Below are 15,254 nucleotides of genomic sequence, written 5' to 3'. Positions count from 1 at the left end.
GGCACGGTCAACGGATTGCCGACAATCCTGGCGCGCATCAGCCCCCGTTACGCATGATGCGAAAAGTTCGACCGCTCGCGGATGGTGGACAGGATTGTTGACACTGGGGCGAGCGGGTGGTCGACTGGGCCCAGAAGCGACGACGCACGCACCCACGGGTCGCGACCGCGCGGTCGCTCCCCTACAAACGGAGGTGCGCGCTTGAAGCCCGTCGTCGTGACCGACGTCCCCCGGCCCCCGCAGGAGCAGCTCGACGAGCTGGCCGAGTTCGGGGTCGCCACCGTGCACGAGGCCATGGGCCGCAGCGGGATGGTCGGCCCGATCGTCCGCCCGATTCAGCAGGATGCCCGCATCGCCGGATCCGCGGTCACCGTTCTGTGCTGGCCCGGCGACAACCTGATGATCCATGCCGCGGTGGAGCAGTGCCGGCCCGGCGACGTGCTCGTGGTCACCACCGTCTCCCCTCCCTCGACGGGTCGTTCGGCGAGCTCTTCGCGACCGCCCTCCTCGCCCGCGGCGTGCGCGGCCTCGTCACCACGGGCGGCGTCCGCGACGTCTCGGACCTCCGCCGGCTCGGCTTCCCCGTCTGGGCGGGTGCGCAGAACGCGCAGGGCACCGTGAAGGCGACAGCGGGCTCCGTCAACGTGCCCATCGTGGTCGGCGGCGTGACCGTGCGTCCGGGTGACGCCATCGTCGCCGACGACGACGGCGTGCTCTGCGTTCCCCGGGACTCGATCGAGAGCGCGCTGACCGCCTCGCGGTCCCGCACCGAGAAGGAGGCGGCCTCGCGCGAGGCCTACCAGGGGGCGAGCTCAGCCTCGACCGCAACAAGCTCCGCGGGGTCCTCGCCGAGCTCGGCGTGGAGTACGTGACGGCGGAGGATCATGCTCGACGAGGCTGACGGCATCCGCTGCATGCTCATGCGCGGCGGCACGTCGAAGGGCGCCTACTTCCTGGCCGAGGACCTTCCGCAGGAGCGCTCCGAGCGGGATGACCTGCTCCTGCGCGTCATGGGCAGTCCCGACGAGCGGCAGATCGACGGCATCGGCGGCGCCCACCCGCTGACGAGCAAGGTCGGCGTCGTCTCGCGTTCCGAGGGCGGCGACACCGACGTCGACTACCTCTTCCTCCAGGTCGTCGTGGACGAGCCGGTGGTGACCGACTCGCAGAACTGCGGCAACATCCTCGCGGGGATCGGACCGTTCGCCGTGGAGCGCGGACTCGTCGAGCCCCAGGGGAGTCGACGACGGTGCGCATCCGCATGGTGAACACCGACAGCACGGTGGTCGCGACCTTCCCCACACCGGGTGGTCGCCCCCGATACTCCGGCGATCTGGCGATCGACGGCGTCCCCGGCACGGCCGCCCCCATCGAGCTCGCCTTCTCGGACACCGCGGGCGGGACGACCGGCGCCCTGCTGCCCACCGGCAACGTGACCGACCTGGTGGAGGGTGCGCGTGACGTGCGTGGACAACGGCATGCCCTCCGTGCTGCTCGCGGCCGCCGACCTGGGCGTCGAGGGGACCGAGGATCCCGCCGACCTCGAGAGCGACGAGTCCCTGCAGGCACGCCTCCGCGCCATCCGCTTCGCCGCGGCCGAGCTCATGGGGATGGGCGACGTCTCGGAGGCGACCGTCCCGAAGATGGTGCTGCTCTCCGCTCCGTCCGCGGGTGGAACGATCTCCACCCGCAGCTTCCTCCCGATCCGGGTGCACACCTCGATCGGTGTGCTGGGCGCGCAGACGGTCGCCGCCGGAATCGCCATCGAGGGTGCCGTCGGGCACGACCTCGCGAACCTCCCGGCGGACGGGGCCCCGTTCCGGATCGAGCACCCGACCGGCCACATGGACATCCGCATCGACTTCGTCCCCGGCACCACCGACATCGCCTCGTCCGTCGTCTTCCGGACCGCGCGCAAGCTGTTCGACGGCGTCGTCTTCCCCGATCCCCCTGATCCCCGTCCCACCCCTACGCAAAGGAGCGCCATGAGAGGCCCTGGATTCCTCGACATCGCCCACATCGGCCACGTCGAGCTGCTGACGTCCGACTTCGATCGGAGCCGATGGTTCTTCACCGAGCTGCTCGCCTTCCGGGAGGTCGCCGCCGAGGGCGACTCCGTCTTCCTGCACGCCTGGGACGACTACGAGCGGTACACGATCAAGCTCACGTCGGCGCCCAAGTCCGGCGTCGGCCGGGTCGCGCTCCGCGCGGCGAGCCCGGAGGCCCTCGAGCGCCGAGTCGCGGCCATCGAGGCGGCGGGACGCGGCATCGGCTGGAAGGACGGCGAGCAGGGCGTCGGGCGCAGCTACGCGTTCACCGACCCCGACGGGCACGCCATGGAGCTCTACTACGACACCGAGTGGTTCGAGGCTCCCGAGGACGCGAAGCCGGCGCTCAAGAACCAGGCCGACAAGTTCCCGGGGCGCGGCGTGAACGCCCGCCGGCTCGACCACATCAACTACCTCGGCAAGGACGTCGAGGAGAACGGCCGCTTCGTGAACGAGGTCCTTGGTGGCGAGGCGACCGAGCAGATCCAGCTGGACACCGGGGTCATCTCGGCCCAGTGGTTCCACTTCACCAACAAGACCTACGACCTCGTGTACTCGGGCGACTGGACCGGAAGCAACGGGCGGCTCCACCACATCGCGTTCGCGACCGACACGCGCGAGGACATCCTCAAGGCCGCGGACATCTTCCTGGAGAACGGCATCCACATCGAGTCGGGACCGCACAAGCACGCGATCCAGCAGACGTTCTTCCTCTACGTCTACGAGCCCGGCGGCAACCGCATCGAGTTCGCGAACGCGGGCGCCCGCGTCATCCTTGCCCCCGACTGGAAGACCGTGACCTGGACCGAGGCCGAGCGCGCCAAGGGCCAGGCATGGGGCATGAAGACGATCTCCACGTTCCACACGCACGGGACGCCGCCCGTCGACGAGTGACCGCCCGCAGGCGGCGCGGGATCAGCTGAGCGAGCGCAGGGCGCTGATGACGCTCAGCAGGTGGTCCCGCGTCGCCTGAACGGCGGCAGCCGGGTCGCGCGCGATCACGGCGTCGAGGATCGCGACATGCTCGCCCGCGGAGACCGCTGCCCGGCCGGGCTGGAAGGCGAGGCGGAACTGGTGACGCACGCTCTGGGCGTGCAGACGCTCGAGGATCGCCACCGCGGTCTCGTGCGAGCTCAGGTCCCGGATGCGCTCGTCGAGCAGCTGGTTGAGCCGCGAGTAGCCGAGCAGGTCCCCGGCGGCGACGGCCTCCAGGAGATCGCGACGCAGGCGCTTGAACTCGGCGATCTCCGCATCCGTTGCGTTCTGGGCGGCCTTCTCGGCGCACAGGCACTCGAGCCCGATGCGGACCTCGAGGATCTCGATCGCCTCGTCGAGGGTGATGGCGCGGACCCGCGAGCCGCGGTTGGGCAGCCGGTCGATCAGGCCGTCATTGGCGAGCTCGAACAGGGCCGTGCGGACCGCGGCCCGGCTCGCACCGAAGGAGGCGCTGAGATCGGCCTCGATGAGCCGCTGATTGGGGGCGAAGTCGCCGTCGACGATCGCCTGACGGATCGCCGCGGTCAACTCGGCGACGGTCGGTCCCTTGGCCGTCTGAGTCTCCAGCACGTCGGTCATGAGTCCTCCTCAACCCGACCAGTATGCCCGCCCGGAGTCCTCTGGGCGCCGATTCTGTCTACAATCGCCCCGAGCGAAGGAGCACGAGTGCGGGTCGCAGTGCTGGGGCTGGGGGAAGCCGGTTCGCTGTATGCGCAGGGCTTCGCGGCACGCGGGGCCACGGTGATCGGGTTCGACCCGGCCGTCTCCGTCGCTCCCGAGGGGGTCGGCCTCGCGGCGGACGCCCCGTCGGCCGTGCGCGACGCGGACGTGGTCGCGAGCCTGGTCGGCGCCTCCGCCGCCCCGGCCGTCGCCCGCTCCGTGCTGGCGCACCTGGCGCCCGGGGCCGTCTTCGCCGACATGAACACCGGATCCCCCGAGGACAAGCGCCGCATGGCCGCCGAGGCCGAGGCGGCCGGGGTCGCCTTCGCCGATGTCGCGATCATGGCGCCGGTGCCGCGCGCCGCCGAGCTCACCCCGCTGCTCGTCAGCGGGCCGGGCGCCGCGCGCCTCCGCGAGCTCTGGTCCGGCCTCGGGGTCCCCGTGACCGTCGCCGGCCCGGAGGCGGGCGACGCCGCAGGGCTCAAGCTCCTCCGGAGCATCTTCATGAAGGGTCTCGCCGCGCTCATCTTCGAGAGCGTCACCGCTGCCGAGAGACTGGGCTCCGGCGAGTGGATCCGCGACCAGATCGCCGGCGAGCTCGGGCCCGACGGCGCCGCGCTGGTCGAGCGACTGGTCAGCGGCACGCGGCAGCACGCGGAGCGGCGCGAGCACGAGATGCGGGACGTCGAGGGCTTCCTCGGCTCCCTCGACTCCCCCGCCTGGATGACCGCATCCACCGTCCGCTGGCTGCACGCGATCGCGTCCGGGGAGCTCTGACGAGGTCGGTTCATGCGCATCCCGACCACGAGATCGACGGTGCGGCGCAGGCGGCGGATCTCGGGACGACCCCGTGCCCGTGCCTTCCTTGACCGGCCCCGGATCCCCACCTAGACTCCCCTCAATCCGCATACGTACGATCTCGACGGCGTAGCACCAGACCCTTCCGCGACGGCGCGGAGGAAGGAACGACGACGATGGTCGCCCAGAGCCTGCAGGACTTGATCGACGGGACCGACGACCTCGTCGGCCACTTCCGGGCCTCGAAGGTCGGCAAGCACGTCTATCCGGTCGTTCCCGCCGAGTTCACCAACTGGCAGGCGGAGCAGCGCGCGTGGCGCACGGGCGTCGCGTTCTTCGACCAGAGCCACCACATGGTCAACTACTTCATCAAGGGCAAGGACGCGGTCCGCCTCGTCTCGGAGACGGGGATCGGCTCGGTCGCCGACTTCGACGTCAACCGGGCCAAGCAGTTCACCGCCACAGGCCACGACGGCAACGTGCTGGGCGACGGCATCCTCTTCCGCGAGGCGGAGGACGAGTTCATCTTCGTCGGCAGGATCCCGACGGCGCACTGGCTCGACTTCCAGGTCGAGACCGGCGGGTACGACGTCGAGACGCGCACCGACAACCGCTCGCCCTCGCGCCCGACCGGTCCCGTGACGCGTGAGCTCTTCCGCTTCGAGGTCCAGGGCCCCCTCGCCTGGCAGCTCCTCGAGAAGGTCAACGGCGGCCCCATCGAGCAGGCCAAGTTCTTCCGCATGGGCTGGATGACCATCGACGGCATCCGTGTGCGGACGCTTCGTCACGGCGTCGCCGGCCAGCCCGGTCTGGAGCTGTGGGGGCCCTACGACCTCTACGACCGGATCCGCGACGCGATCCTCGCCGCCGGCGAGGAGTTCGGCATCCTCAGCGTCGGCTCGCGCGCCTACCCCTCGGTGAGCGGCGAGGTGGGCTGGATCCCCTCCCCGGTCCCGCCGATCTACACGAGCGAGGCGATGGCCGACTACCGCAAGTGGCTGCCCGCCGACGGCTTCGAGGCCGTCGGGTCGATCACGGGCAGCTTCGAGTCGGACCGCATCGAGGACTACTACCTCCGGCCCTGGGACCTCGGCTACGGCAAGCTCATCAAGTTCGACCACGACTTCGTGGGGCGCGAGGCGCTCGAGGCCGTCGACCCGGCGACGCAGCGTCGCAAGCTCACGCTCGAGTGGAACGCCGACGACATCGCCCGCGTCTACCGGTCCCTCTTCTCCCCGGACGGCCCGGTCTACAAGTTCTTCGACCTGCCGAACGCCACGTACGGCACCGCGAACTTCGACTCCGTCACCAAGGACGGGCGGCTCGTCGGCCTCTCGACCTACACCTCATACTCCTACAACGAGCGCCGCGCGCTCTCCCTGGCCGCCCTCGATCCCGGTGTGGAGATCGGCGACGAGGTCGAGCTGGTCTGGGGCGAGCCGAACGGCGGCGAGGGGCTCGTCGTCCTCGAGCCGCACGAACAGACCACCATCCGTGCCACCGTGCGTCCCGCCCCCTACTCCGCCGATACGCGGAGCGGGTACGAGGGCGCACGCTGGAACAAGAACTGAGCCCGGACCGCCGGCAGACGGCCCACGACCACCAGGAGGCGCTCATGCCAGCTCTCGACTTCGTCCCCCACCTGATCGGCGGTCAGGAGCGCGCATCGCGCGCCGACGGCACCCTCGACAACGTCAATCCGTGGACGCAGGCCGTCCAGGGCACGATCGCGGCCGGTGACGTGCAGGAGGCAGCGGATGCGGTCGCCGCGGCCCGTGCGGCGTTCGACGGCGGCGCCTGGTCGCGGCTCCCGGAGCGTCAGCGCGGTGCCCTCATGCACGCGCTGGCCGACCGCATGGAGCTGCACGCCGACGAGCTCGCCCAGGCCGACACCTTCGACATGGGGCGGCCGCTCACCGCGGCGCGGGGCTTCGACGTGCCTCGCGCGGTCGCCATGATCCGGTTCTTCGGCGACCACATGGCGCTCGCGACGAGCGAGACGTACCCGATGGGCGCCGACTTCCACTCCTTCACCGCATACCGCCCCGCGGGAGTGGTGCTCGCGATCTCGCCGTGGAACCACCCGCTCATGCTGGGCGTCTGGAAGATCGCGGCCGCGCTCGCGTGGGGCAACACCGTGGTGTGGAAGCCGGCGGAGGACAGCCCCACGTCGGCCTACCTCATCGCGAAGTACGCGCTCGAGGCCGGCTGGCCGGCCGGCGTGCTCAACGTGGTCCAGGGCTCCGGTGCCGTCGTGGGCGACGCGCTCATCCACTCCCCCGGCATCGATCGCATCACCTTCACGGGGTCGACCGCGGTCGGCCGTCTCGTCGGAGTCGCGGCGGCGCAGAACCTGGTGCCGGCCACGCTCGAGCTGGGCGGGAAGGGCGCGTCGATCATCTTCGACGACGCCGACCTCGACCTCGCCGCGGCCACTGCGGCCCGCGCGGTGTTCAACAACACCGGTCAGGTCTGCCTCGCCGGCACGCGTGTGCTGGTGCAGCGCGGCGTCTACGACTCCTTCCTGAGCCGCTTCGCCGAGCAGGCCGCGGCGCTCCGGGTCGGCGATCCGCTCGATCCGCAGACGGACCTCGGGCCGCTCGCGTCGAAGAAGCAGTTCGACCGGGTCTCCGACTACTTCGCCCTCGCCGCCGACGAGGGCGGCACGGTCCTCACCGGCGGCCCCGGCGAGGGTGGACCTTCACGCCGACGATCGTGGCGGACGTCTCGCCGACCGGCAGAGTGTGGCGCGAGGAGGTGTTCGGGCCGATGGCCACGGTGACGACCTTCGACGACTTCGAGGACGGCATCGCGCTCGCGAACGACACCGACTACGGCCTCGCAGCGACCCTCTTCTCCGAGTCGGCGGCACGCATCCACACCGCCGCGTCCTATCTCAGGACGGGCACGGTGTGGGCGAACTGCTACCAGGTGCGCGACCTCCGAGCGCCGATCGGCGGTCCCGGCTTCTCGGGCGTCGGACGCGAGGGCGGCAACTTCAGCCGCGAGTTCTTCACCGAGCCTCAGGCCGTCTTCATCAAGACGTCGCTCTGACCGGCACCACTCGACCGCGAGGAAGGCCCCATCTCATGCAAGCCGCCATCATGCACGGCCTCGGACTGCCGCTCGACATCGAGGACGTCACGCCCGAGCCGCCTGGAGCGAACGACATCGTCGTCTCGGTCGAGGCCGCCGGCGTCTGCCACAGCGACATCTCCGGCCTGCGGGGCTACCTCGGCCTCGAGAACCCGACCATTCTCGGCCACGAGGTCGCCGGGGTCGTGACCGAGGTCGGCGCCGACGTGCGGGGGCTGCGAGTGGGCGACCGCATCATCGGCAGCCTGGTGCCGCACTGCAAGCAGTGCTTCTGGTGCCTTCGCGGCCAGTCGCATCTCTGCGCGGAGACCTGGTCGGTGCGCGGCGTGACCCGGGCGCGGACCGCCTCGGGCGACGCCGTCACCTCGATGCTCGGCCTCGGCGCCTTCGCCGAGCAGATGGTCATGGATTCCCGGCTGGCGGTGAAGGTCGACTCCGACCTTCCCGCCGAACAGCTCGCCCTCATCGGCTGCGGGATCTCCACGGGCGCGGGCGCGGCCCTGTGGACCGCCAAGGTCCAGCCCGGCAGCACGGTCGCGGTCATCGGGTGCGGCGGCGTCGGACAGTCGCTGATCCAGGGCGCGCGGATCGCGGGCGCGGCTCGGATCATCGCGGTCGACCCCACCCCTTTCAAGCGCGAGGTGAGCCTCCGCAACGGGGCGACCGACACGGTCGACCCGGGCCAGGGCCCCACCGCGGAGCAGGTGAAGGACCTCACCTCGGGGCGCGGCGTCGACTACGCCTTCGAGGTGGTCGGCCGGATGCAGACGGTCACGGACGCCTACGAGAGCGCACGCCGGGGCGGCGAGGTCATCACCGTCGGGATTCCCTCCCCCGACGCCCGGATCGACCTTCCGGCGACGGACTTCTTCCGGGCGGAGAAGTCGATCGTCGGCTCGTACTACGGCTCGACCCAGGTCGCCTCGGGCTTCCAGGTCTTCGCCGACCTCATCGCCGCCGGGCGGTTCGACGCCGAGGGGCTCATCACCCATCGGTACGGGCTCGGAGACCTCGCACGCGCCTTCGACGAGCTCGAGGCGGGCGAGGTCATCCGGGGCGTCGTCACCTTCTGACGCCGGGCCGCGCGACTCACGACGGGTCGCGCGGACCTCAGCGCCGGTAGGCGAGGAGGTGCATGAGGTCGTGCAGCCGATCGGCCTCACCGGCCGGCAGCGGCGACCGCAGCTCCTGGTGGACCAGCTCCGCCTTCGGGGTCAGGTCGGCGAGCAGCGCGAACGCGGCTGGGGTGAGCCCGACGAGCGTGCGGCGGCGGTCGCTCTCCGGGCGCTCGATGGAGACGAGCCCCCGTTCCGCGAGCCGGGCGACGACGTCGCCCGCATTCGAGGTGTCGATGGACGCGAGGCCGGCGATCGTCCGCTGGTCGAGGCGCTCGTCCCCGATCGCGCAGAAGACCGCGTACTGCGCCGCCGTGACGTCGCGGCCCACCACCCGCGCCCAGATGCGCTGGCTGCGCCGCTCGGCGCGCCGCAGCAGATGGGTGAGCGCCTCCCCGCAGCCGAGGACGGGCACGCCGTCGGCGGGCGGGGGCGGCACCGGGTCGCCGTCCGGATAGGCGATGCGCGCCAGCAGACCGACGAGCTCGTCGCGGGCGTCGGCGGGCACCGGCTCCAGGAGTTCCGCCTGGACGCCGCGGACCTGCTCGGTGATGACCGCGAGCGCCACTTCGGCGGGCTGGGTGAGCGCGTGCGCCCTCCCCGGCCCGTCTCGAGCTCGGGCCGCAGCCAGGCGTTCCGCGTCAGCCGCGACGCGACGTCCGCGGTGGTCGACTTGTCGAGGGAGGCGACGTCACCGAGCGCTCCCTGACTCGACTGCGGATAGCCCGCCACCACGGTGAGCACGGCGTACTGGGCGCTCGTGAGCCCCGGATAGACGCGGGAGGCCCAGATCGCCGTGTGGATGCGCTGGGCGCGCCTGATCAGGTGGCCCAGGGACCGGTCGAGCTCGGACTGGAGAGCGCCGGCCGCCGCCGGACGGGGATTCGTCACGCGCAGCTCCCGGTCACGGCCCCGAGACTAGCTGAGCGGGACCGCCGAGGCCCTCGCCACCGCTGCCGCATCGAAGTCGTAGAGCCCGAGACGGAAGGACCGGGAATCCTTGATCTCCGCGTCCCGCACGCCCAGATCCTCGTAGCCCGAGTCGTACCGCCGGCCGTTGTCGCGGGCGCCGCGCTGCACCGTCGTCGTGCGCTCCAGCCGGACCCGCTCGTACCGCAGCAGCGCCTCCGCCACGGCAGAGGTGTCCGAGCCGTCGACGCCCTCGAGGAGGGTTGCGAGGGTGATCCCGTCCTCGACCGCCTGGTTCGCGCCCTGGCCGAGGTGCGGCAGCATCGCGTGCGCGGCGTCCCCGAGGAGCGTGATCCGGCCGCGGGACCAGCGGTCGAGCGGCTCGCGGTCGTAGAGGCCCCACCAGAAGGTCTGCTCGACCTGCTCCAGCAGGCCTTCCACGCGGGGGTCCCACCCGGCGAAGTCGGCACGCAGCGACTCCACGCTGCCCGGCGCGGACCAGGACTCCTTGAGGCGCTCGTCGCTCGGGACGAACCCCACGTAGTTGACGAACTCGCCGCGCCGCACCGGATAGGTGAGGAAGTGCTTCCCGTCGCCCATCCAGAGCTGCGCGATGCCATTCGGCCAGTCGGGCAGGCTCTCCGCCGGGACGAGCCCGCGGTAGGCGATGGAGCCGGAGGGCACGGGCTCGGCGGGTGAGGTGACCACCTCGCGGACGACGGAGTGTATCCCGTCGGCGCCCACGACGACGTCGGCGGTCGCGCTGCCGTCCTCGAAGGCGAGCTCCACCTCCGCTCCGCGGTCGACCAGCCGGGTGAGCCGGGACCCGGTGCGCACCGCCTCGGCGGGGAGCGCACTCGTAAGAACCCCGACCAGGTCCGCCCGGTGCAGCCCGAGCGTGAAGTAGCGACCTGAGCTGTCCGCGGTCGTCATGTCGCCGATGAGGCCGCCATCGGCCCGGTAGTACACCGAGCCGTCGCCGTACCGAGCCGCGACCTCCTCGATCGCGGGCCGCAGGCCGAGGCCTTCGTAGGCGCGCAGTCCGTTCGGTGCGACGCCGATGCCGGCGCCTACCTCGCCGAGTCGGCTCGCCTGCTCGTAGACGACGGCGTCGATCCCGACCTTGCGCAGGGCGATGGCCGCCGTGAGCCCGCCGATACCTCCGCCGACGATTGCGACTCGCACGAAGTGTCTCCCTTGACCGGTGCCGGTCGACGACCCGAATGCGCCAGAACGAGGGCAGTTTTCGAGTGCCGAATACTCTTCGCATAGCGTACGATCGGCCTCGCAATGATGCAAACGACCGAACCGGGCACCACGGAAGACCTCAGCGAGGGCATGGGCGGCCTCGCCAAGGGCCTCGCCGTCATCGAGTGCTTCGACCGCGAACACCCCCGTCTCACGGTCACCGAGGCGGCCCGGCTCGCCGAGATCGCTCCCGCCGCAGCCCGCCGCTGCATGCGCACGCTCGAGCAGATGGGCTACCTCAGCTACGACGGCAAGTTCTACCGGCCGACCCCGCGGTTCGCCCGCCTCGCCTTCGCATACACGCTCACCGATCCGCTTCCGGTCTTCGCCCAGCCGCTCCTCGCGGAGCTGCGGGACGAGCTGAACGAGTCGTCGAGCCTGTCCGTGCTCGACGGCGATGCCGTCCTCTTCATCGCCCGCGTGGAGGCCGAGCACCTCGTCGCGACCGGCCTGCGCGTCGGCGGCCGGCTGCCGGCGATCCGCACCGCGGTCGGCCGGGTGCTCCTCGCGGGCCTTCCCGAGGAGGAGCTCTCCTCCCTCCCGGCCGACGCCATCGAGGCGATCGCGCTCGCGCGCCGCGACGGCTTCTCCCTCTCCGACCAGGAGTACGAGTTGGGCCTGCGGGCGATCGCCGTGCCCGTCGTCGACTCCTCCGGCGGGCTCGTCGCGGCCATGTCGGTCAGCGCCGTCACGGCGCGAGCGACGACCGAACGGATGGTCGAGCAATTCCTGCCCGCGCTCCGGCGCCGCGCCACGCAATTAGGGCGGATGCTATGAGGCCAGGACGGCAGTCGATGCGGTTAGGATCGTGCTCGCTATTGTCGACAATCCCGTCAACCGCTCTGCCCCCAGGGGCCCCGAGCCGGCGGGAGGGCTCGCATGCAAGGACGCATGAACCACAAGGAGGGGCAATGGGTGCTCGACTGACACTCGAGCGCGTCAGCCTGTCGTTCGGCGGCGTGCACGTCCTCGAGGAGGTCGGCTTCGACGTGGAAGCCGGCAGCGTCTTCGGGCTCGTGGGGCCCAACGGAGCAGGAAAGACGAGCCTCTTCAACTGCATCTCCGGCCACTACCGGCCCAGCGCGGGCTCGATCAAGATCGACGGCGAGGAGGTCCTCGGCCTCGTTCCCGCCAAGCTCGCCAAGCACGGACTGGCCCGCACATTCCAGCACCCGGCGCTGCAGCTCGAGGCGACCGTCCTCGAGAACGTCCTGCTCGGCGGGCACACCCGCCAGCCCGGCACGGCCCTCGCCTGGGCGGTGCGCCTGCCGAAGACCGCGCGGTCCGAGCGCGACCAGCGCGCCGAGGCGCTCGACTGGCTCGACCGGGTGGGCCTCCGCTGGGCCGCCGATGTCGCGGCCGACGAGCTGAGCCACGGCCTGCACAAGTCGATCGAGCTCGCGCGGGCCCTCATGCTCCACCCCGGGATCCTGCTGCTCGACGAGCCCGCCGCGGGTCTCAGCCACGGCGAGGTCCAGCACTTCATCGCCACCGTCAAGTCGCTGCGTGCCGAGGGCATCACCGTGGTCGTCGTCGAGCACAACATGTCGGTCATCTCCCAGGTCACCGACCGCGTGCTCGTGCTCGACCACGGCAAGAAGCTCATGGAGGGCACCGCGGCGTCGGCCCAGGCGGACCCGCGGGTCATCGAGGCGTACCTGGGGGCTCCGGATGCTGCTTGAGCTCGAGCACGTCGCCGCCGCGTACGGCCCTGTCCAGGTCCTCGAGGACGTCTCGCTCTCGGTCCCCGAGGGATCGGCGGTCGGCATCCTCGGGGCGAACGGCGCGGGCAAGACCACGACGCTGCGCGCGATCAGTGGAACCGTGCGCGTCCCGTCCGGGTCCATCCGGTTCAAGGGCAACGACATCCGCGGCAAGCGCCCGGAGCTCGTGGCGGCGCTCGGCATCGCCCACGTGCCGGAAGGGCGCGGGGCGCTCGCGAACCTCACGGTTCAGGAGAACCTCCGCGTCGGCGCCTACCTCCGCAAGGACCGCGCCGGCATCGAGTCGGACATCGCGTTCCTCCTCGACCTCTTCCCCAACCTGGAGCGCCGGTACGGGTCGAACGGCTCCGCCCTGTCCGGCGGTGAGCAGCAGATGATGGCGATCGGCCGAGCGTTCATGGCCAAGCCCACGCTCCTCGTCCTCGACGAGCCGTCCCTCGGCCTCGCCCCGTCGACGGCGAAGACGGTCTACACCGCGATCGCCCGGCTGCGGGACGAGACGGGGATCTCGATGCTCGTCGTCGAGCAGAACGCGAACCTCGCGTTCTCGGTCGTCGACAGCGCCGTCGTTCTCGAGACGGGGCGCAGCGTCCTCACCGGGTCGACGGCCGAGCTGCGCGGCAACGACGAGATCCGCAGAGCGTACCTGGGAGGGTGAGAGGGAGATGAACGGTTTCGGCACCTTCGTGCAGCTCGTCGCCGACGGGCTGGCCCAAGGCTCGCTGTACGCGGCTCTGGCGCTCGCCATCGTCCTCGTGAACCAGGCGACGGGGCTCATCAACTTCGCCCAGGGCGGCATGGCCGTCCTCGGCTCCTACATCGGGATGTCGGTCGGGAACCTGCTGGTGCCGACCAACCTGATCCTCGGTGTGCTGATCGGCATCATCGTCGCCGTGGCCGCCTCGTTCGGTCTCGGCGCTCTGATCGAGCGCTTCGTCATGCGGCGCTTCCAGGGCGGCGAGGAGGATACGAAGGTCGTCGCGACGATCGGCCTGCTCACCCTCATCACGGGCATCATCGCGCTCATCTGGGGCTACAACTTCCTGCCGTACCCGTTCTTCTTCAACACCGGACTGAGCTTCACCGTGGGCGGCATTGCGATCAGCCTCTGGTCGCTGACGACCTTCCTCACGATCGTCGCACTGATGATCGTGCTGCAGCTGCTGTTCACCCGGACGAAGGTCGGCCTCGGCCTCCGCGCGGTCGCGGACAACCCGAACTCGTCGGCACTGTCCGGCATCCGCGTCGGCCGGATGCTCATGATCGGCTGGGGCCTCGCCGCCGCGCTCGGCACCATCGCCGGCATCCTGCTCGCCGCCAAGGCGCAGCTCAACCCGGGCAACTTCGACGCGATCCTCGTCTACGCGCTCGCGGCGGTCATCATCGGCGGGGTCGACTCCCCGTCGGCGCGGTCGTCGCGGCCCTCGCGATCGCGGTGCTCGAGAACCTCGCCGGCACCTATGTCTCCTGGATCGGCCACGACCTGAAGATCGCCGTGCCGTTCATCCTGCTCTTCGTCGTTCTCATCCTGCGACCCCAGGGTCTCTTCGGCCGGAAGTTGGTGGTCCGCGTATGAGTGCGGTTCGGGAGCTCCTCCGCAAGACCTGGGTGAAGTGGGTGCTCGCCGCGATCGTCGCGGTCATCCTCCTCGTGATCCCGCTGTCGGCGACCGAGTTCACGAACCAGACGCTCACCCGCGTCGCCGTCTTCGCGGTCGCGGTGCTGGGCCTCAACATCGTGATGGGCTACACGGGTCAGGTGTCCCTCGGCCACATCTTCTTCGTCGGCCTGGGCGCGTACTGCGCCATCATCCCGATCCGCGCACTCTGGGGCGGCAGCCTGGCCGAGGGCGCCATCGTGCTCGGCTTCGTGCTCGCGATCGTCATCCCGGGCCTCGTCGGCCTTCTCGTCGCCCTCGCCGCGGTGCGCCTCCGCGGGCTCGCGCTCGCCATGGTGACGATCGCGCTGCCGATCGTCGGCGACCCCTCTCCAAGCGGTTCTCCGACATCACCGGCGGCAACGAGGGTCTCCGTCCGGCGCCTGGACTACGTCGCCTCGGACGGCAACACCTACAAGGGCAACCCGTTCGCGGCGCCGTCCTGGACGGGCCTCGCCGACGACCAGTGGCAGTACTACCTAGTCTTCGTCATCGCCGCGATCTTCTTCGCGCTCGCGTTCTTCCTCGTGCGCGGCAAGTACGGGCGCGCCTTCGCCATCGTGAAGGAGAACGAGGCCGTCGCGGGCTCGATGGGCATCTCCCCTACCGCTACAAGGTACTCGCCTTCACGATCGCCTCGGTGTTCGGCGGCGGCGCCGGCTTCCTCTACGTCGTCGCCCTGCAGTACACCTCGAGCGAGACGCTGTCCTTCGCCCACTCGATCGAGCTGGTCATCGCGGTCATCGTCGGCGGCGCGGGCAGCATCGTCGGCTCCATCCTCGGCGGCCTCTTCTACGTCCTCGTCCCGCAGATCACGAACTCGATCAACCCGGCGGCGACCACCATCGTCGAAGGCGTCGTCATCCTGCTCGTGCTCTTCCTGCTGCCAGGCGGGCTCGCCAGTCTTCCCCGCGTCCTCGCGCGTCTCGCGCGACGCCGACGCGGCGGGCACAACGTCGGCTCCAGCACTGCTGAGCCGGCTCTCGAAGAAACCAAGAAGTGA

The 15,254-nt window shown here is 70.8% G+C and carries 13 protein-coding genes and 3 pseudogenes; 13 read left to right on the top strand and 3 right to left on the bottom strand.

Annotated features, from left to right (window positions below; genetic code table 11):
- The first annotated feature begins 201 nt into the window (after nt 1-201).
- From QUE51_RS10275 to QUE51_RS10260, 4 genes and pseudogenes are all read left to right on the top strand, one after another.
- Complete coding sequence (locus tag QUE51_RS10275; RefSeq protein WP_286276314.1) at nt 202-621, top strand: RraA family protein; 420 nt, start codon at nt 202-204, stop codon at nt 619-621.
- The gene (locus QUE51_RS10270) at nt 519-872 is read left to right on the top strand and encodes an RraA family protein (protein WP_286276313.1); all 354 of its coding nucleotides are present in this window, start codon (nt 519-521) and stop codon (nt 870-872) included. Before QUE51_RS10275 ends, QUE51_RS10270 begins: the two co-directional genes overlap by 103 nt.
- A 12-nt stretch (nt 873-884) precedes the next feature.
- Nucleotides 885-1,928: pseudogene (locus QUE51_RS10265) on the top strand (4-oxalomesaconate tautomerase); the annotation flags it as partial.
- Nucleotides 1,929-1,985: 57 nt separating this feature from the next.
- The gene (locus QUE51_RS10260; RefSeq protein WP_286279347.1) at nt 1,986-2,942 is read left to right on the top strand and encodes a VOC family protein; all 957 of its coding nucleotides are present in this window, start codon (nt 1,986-1,988) and stop codon (nt 2,940-2,942) included.
- 21 nt (nt 2,943-2,963) lie between these two features.
- On the opposite strand, the gene QUE51_RS10255 is transcribed toward QUE51_RS10260, so the two are convergent.
- On the bottom strand, nt 2,964-3,623 hold the full coding sequence (locus QUE51_RS10255; protein WP_286276311.1) for a GntR family transcriptional regulator: 660 nt from the start codon (nt 3,621-3,623) through the stop codon (nt 2,964-2,966).
- An 87-nt stretch (nt 3,624-3,710) separates the two neighbouring features.
- On the opposite strand from QUE51_RS10255, the gene QUE51_RS10250 reads away from it, so the two are divergent.
- The 4 genes and pseudogenes from QUE51_RS10250 to QUE51_RS10235 all read left to right on the top strand — a co-directional run bounded on the left by QUE51_RS10250 (nt 3,711) and on the right by QUE51_RS10235 (nt 8,671).
- A complete protein-coding gene (locus QUE51_RS10250) occupies nt 3,711-4,481 on the top strand; it encodes an NAD(P)-dependent oxidoreductase (RefSeq protein WP_286276309.1) in 771 nt (256 codons plus the stop codon).
- 197 nt (nt 4,482-4,678) lie between these two features.
- The gene (ligM, locus tag QUE51_RS10245; RefSeq protein ID WP_286276308.1) at nt 4,679-6,073 is read left to right on the top strand and encodes a vanillate/3-O-methylgallate O-demethylase; all 1,395 of its coding nucleotides are present in this window, start codon (nt 4,679-4,681) and stop codon (nt 6,071-6,073) included.
- Nucleotides 6,074-6,117: 44 nt separating this feature from the next.
- Nucleotides 6,118-7,556, top strand: a pseudogene (locus QUE51_RS10240) (aldehyde dehydrogenase family protein).
- 35 nt (nt 7,557-7,591) lie between these two features.
- A complete protein-coding gene (locus tag QUE51_RS10235) occupies nt 7,592-8,671 on the top strand; it encodes a Zn-dependent alcohol dehydrogenase (RefSeq protein WP_286276307.1) in 1,080 nt (359 codons plus the stop codon).
- Between the two features lie 37 nt (nt 8,672-8,708).
- Here QUE51_RS10235 and QUE51_RS10230 read toward each other — a convergent pair whose 3' ends face one another.
- Both QUE51_RS10230 and QUE51_RS10225 read right to left on the bottom strand, forming a co-directional pair.
- Nucleotides 8,709-9,281, bottom strand: coding sequence for a MarR family winged helix-turn-helix transcriptional regulator (locus QUE51_RS10230; protein WP_286276306.1), 573 nt, complete (start codon nt 9,279-9,281; stop codon nt 8,709-8,711).
- Nucleotides 9,282-9,631: 350 nt separating this feature from the next.
- Nucleotides 9,632-10,807: an FAD-dependent monooxygenase gene (locus QUE51_RS10225; RefSeq protein WP_286276305.1), complete on the bottom strand. Its 1,176-nt coding sequence runs from the start codon at nt 10,805-10,807 to the stop codon at nt 9,632-9,634.
- Nucleotides 10,808-10,912: 105 nt separating this feature from the next.
- Here QUE51_RS10225 and QUE51_RS10220 point away from each other — a divergent pair, with 105 nt between their 5' ends.
- The 5 genes and pseudogenes from QUE51_RS10220 to QUE51_RS18120 all read left to right on the top strand — a co-directional run bounded on the left by QUE51_RS10220 (nt 10,913) and on the right by QUE51_RS18120 (nt 15,254).
- A complete protein-coding gene (locus QUE51_RS10220) occupies nt 10,913-11,647 on the top strand; it encodes an IclR family transcriptional regulator domain-containing protein (protein WP_286276304.1) in 735 nt (244 codons plus the stop codon).
- A 134-nt stretch (nt 11,648-11,781) separates the two neighbouring features.
- Nucleotides 11,782-12,552 (top strand): ABC transporter ATP-binding protein, encoded by a 771-nt coding sequence (locus QUE51_RS10215; RefSeq protein WP_286276303.1) that lies wholly within the window; start codon nt 11,782-11,784, stop codon nt 12,550-12,552.
- Nucleotides 12,542-13,252 (top strand): ABC transporter ATP-binding protein, encoded by a 711-nt coding sequence (locus QUE51_RS10210; RefSeq protein ID WP_286276302.1) that lies wholly within the window; start codon nt 12,542-12,544, stop codon nt 13,250-13,252. The genes QUE51_RS10215 and QUE51_RS10210 overlap by 11 nt, the downstream gene beginning before the upstream one ends.
- Nucleotides 13,253-13,259: 7 nt before the next feature.
- The gene (locus tag QUE51_RS10205) at nt 13,260-14,081 is read left to right on the top strand and encodes a branched-chain amino acid ABC transporter permease (protein ID WP_286276301.1); all 822 of its coding nucleotides are present in this window, start codon (nt 13,260-13,262) and stop codon (nt 14,079-14,081) included.
- Nucleotides 14,082-14,166: 85 nt separating this feature from the next.
- Nucleotides 14,167-15,254: pseudogene (locus QUE51_RS18120) on the top strand (branched-chain amino acid ABC transporter permease).

The sequence above is a fragment of the Naasia aerilata genome, from assembly GCF_030296595.1.
Lineage (GTDB): Bacteria > Actinomycetota > Actinomycetes > Actinomycetales > Microbacteriaceae > Naasia > Naasia aerilata.
Note: the sequence above shows the minus strand (reverse complement) of the source record. Positions and strands in the feature narration are given on the sequence as shown.

What these genes read in the sequence shown, in the direction of transcription:
- QUE51_RS10255 (WP_286276311.1), bottom strand. Translation starts at nt 3,623, where the DNA reads ATGACCGACGTGCTGGAGACTCAGACGGCCAAGGGACCGACCGTCGCC.
- QUE51_RS10260 (WP_286279347.1), top strand. Translation starts at nt 1,986, where the DNA reads ATGAGAGGCCCTGGATTCCTCGACATCGCCCACATCGGCCACGTCGAG.
- QUE51_RS10210 (WP_286276302.1), top strand. Translation starts at nt 12,542, where the DNA reads ATGCTGCTTGAGCTCGAGCACGTCGCCGCCGCGTACGGCCCTGTCCAG.
- QUE51_RS10205 (WP_286276301.1), top strand. Translation starts at nt 13,260, where the DNA reads ATGAACGGTTTCGGCACCTTCGTGCAGCTCGTCGCCGACGGGCTGGCC.
- QUE51_RS10215 (WP_286276303.1), top strand. Translation starts at nt 11,782, where the DNA reads ATGGGTGCTCGACTGACACTCGAGCGCGTCAGCCTGTCGTTCGGCGGC.
- ligM (WP_286276308.1), top strand. Translation starts at nt 4,679, where the DNA reads ATGGTCGCCCAGAGCCTGCAGGACTTGATCGACGGGACCGACGACCTC.
- QUE51_RS10220 (WP_286276304.1), top strand. Translation starts at nt 10,913, where the DNA reads ATGATGCAAACGACCGAACCGGGCACCACGGAAGACCTCAGCGAGGGC.
- QUE51_RS10235 (WP_286276307.1), top strand. Translation starts at nt 7,592, where the DNA reads ATGCAAGCCGCCATCATGCACGGCCTCGGACTGCCGCTCGACATCGAG.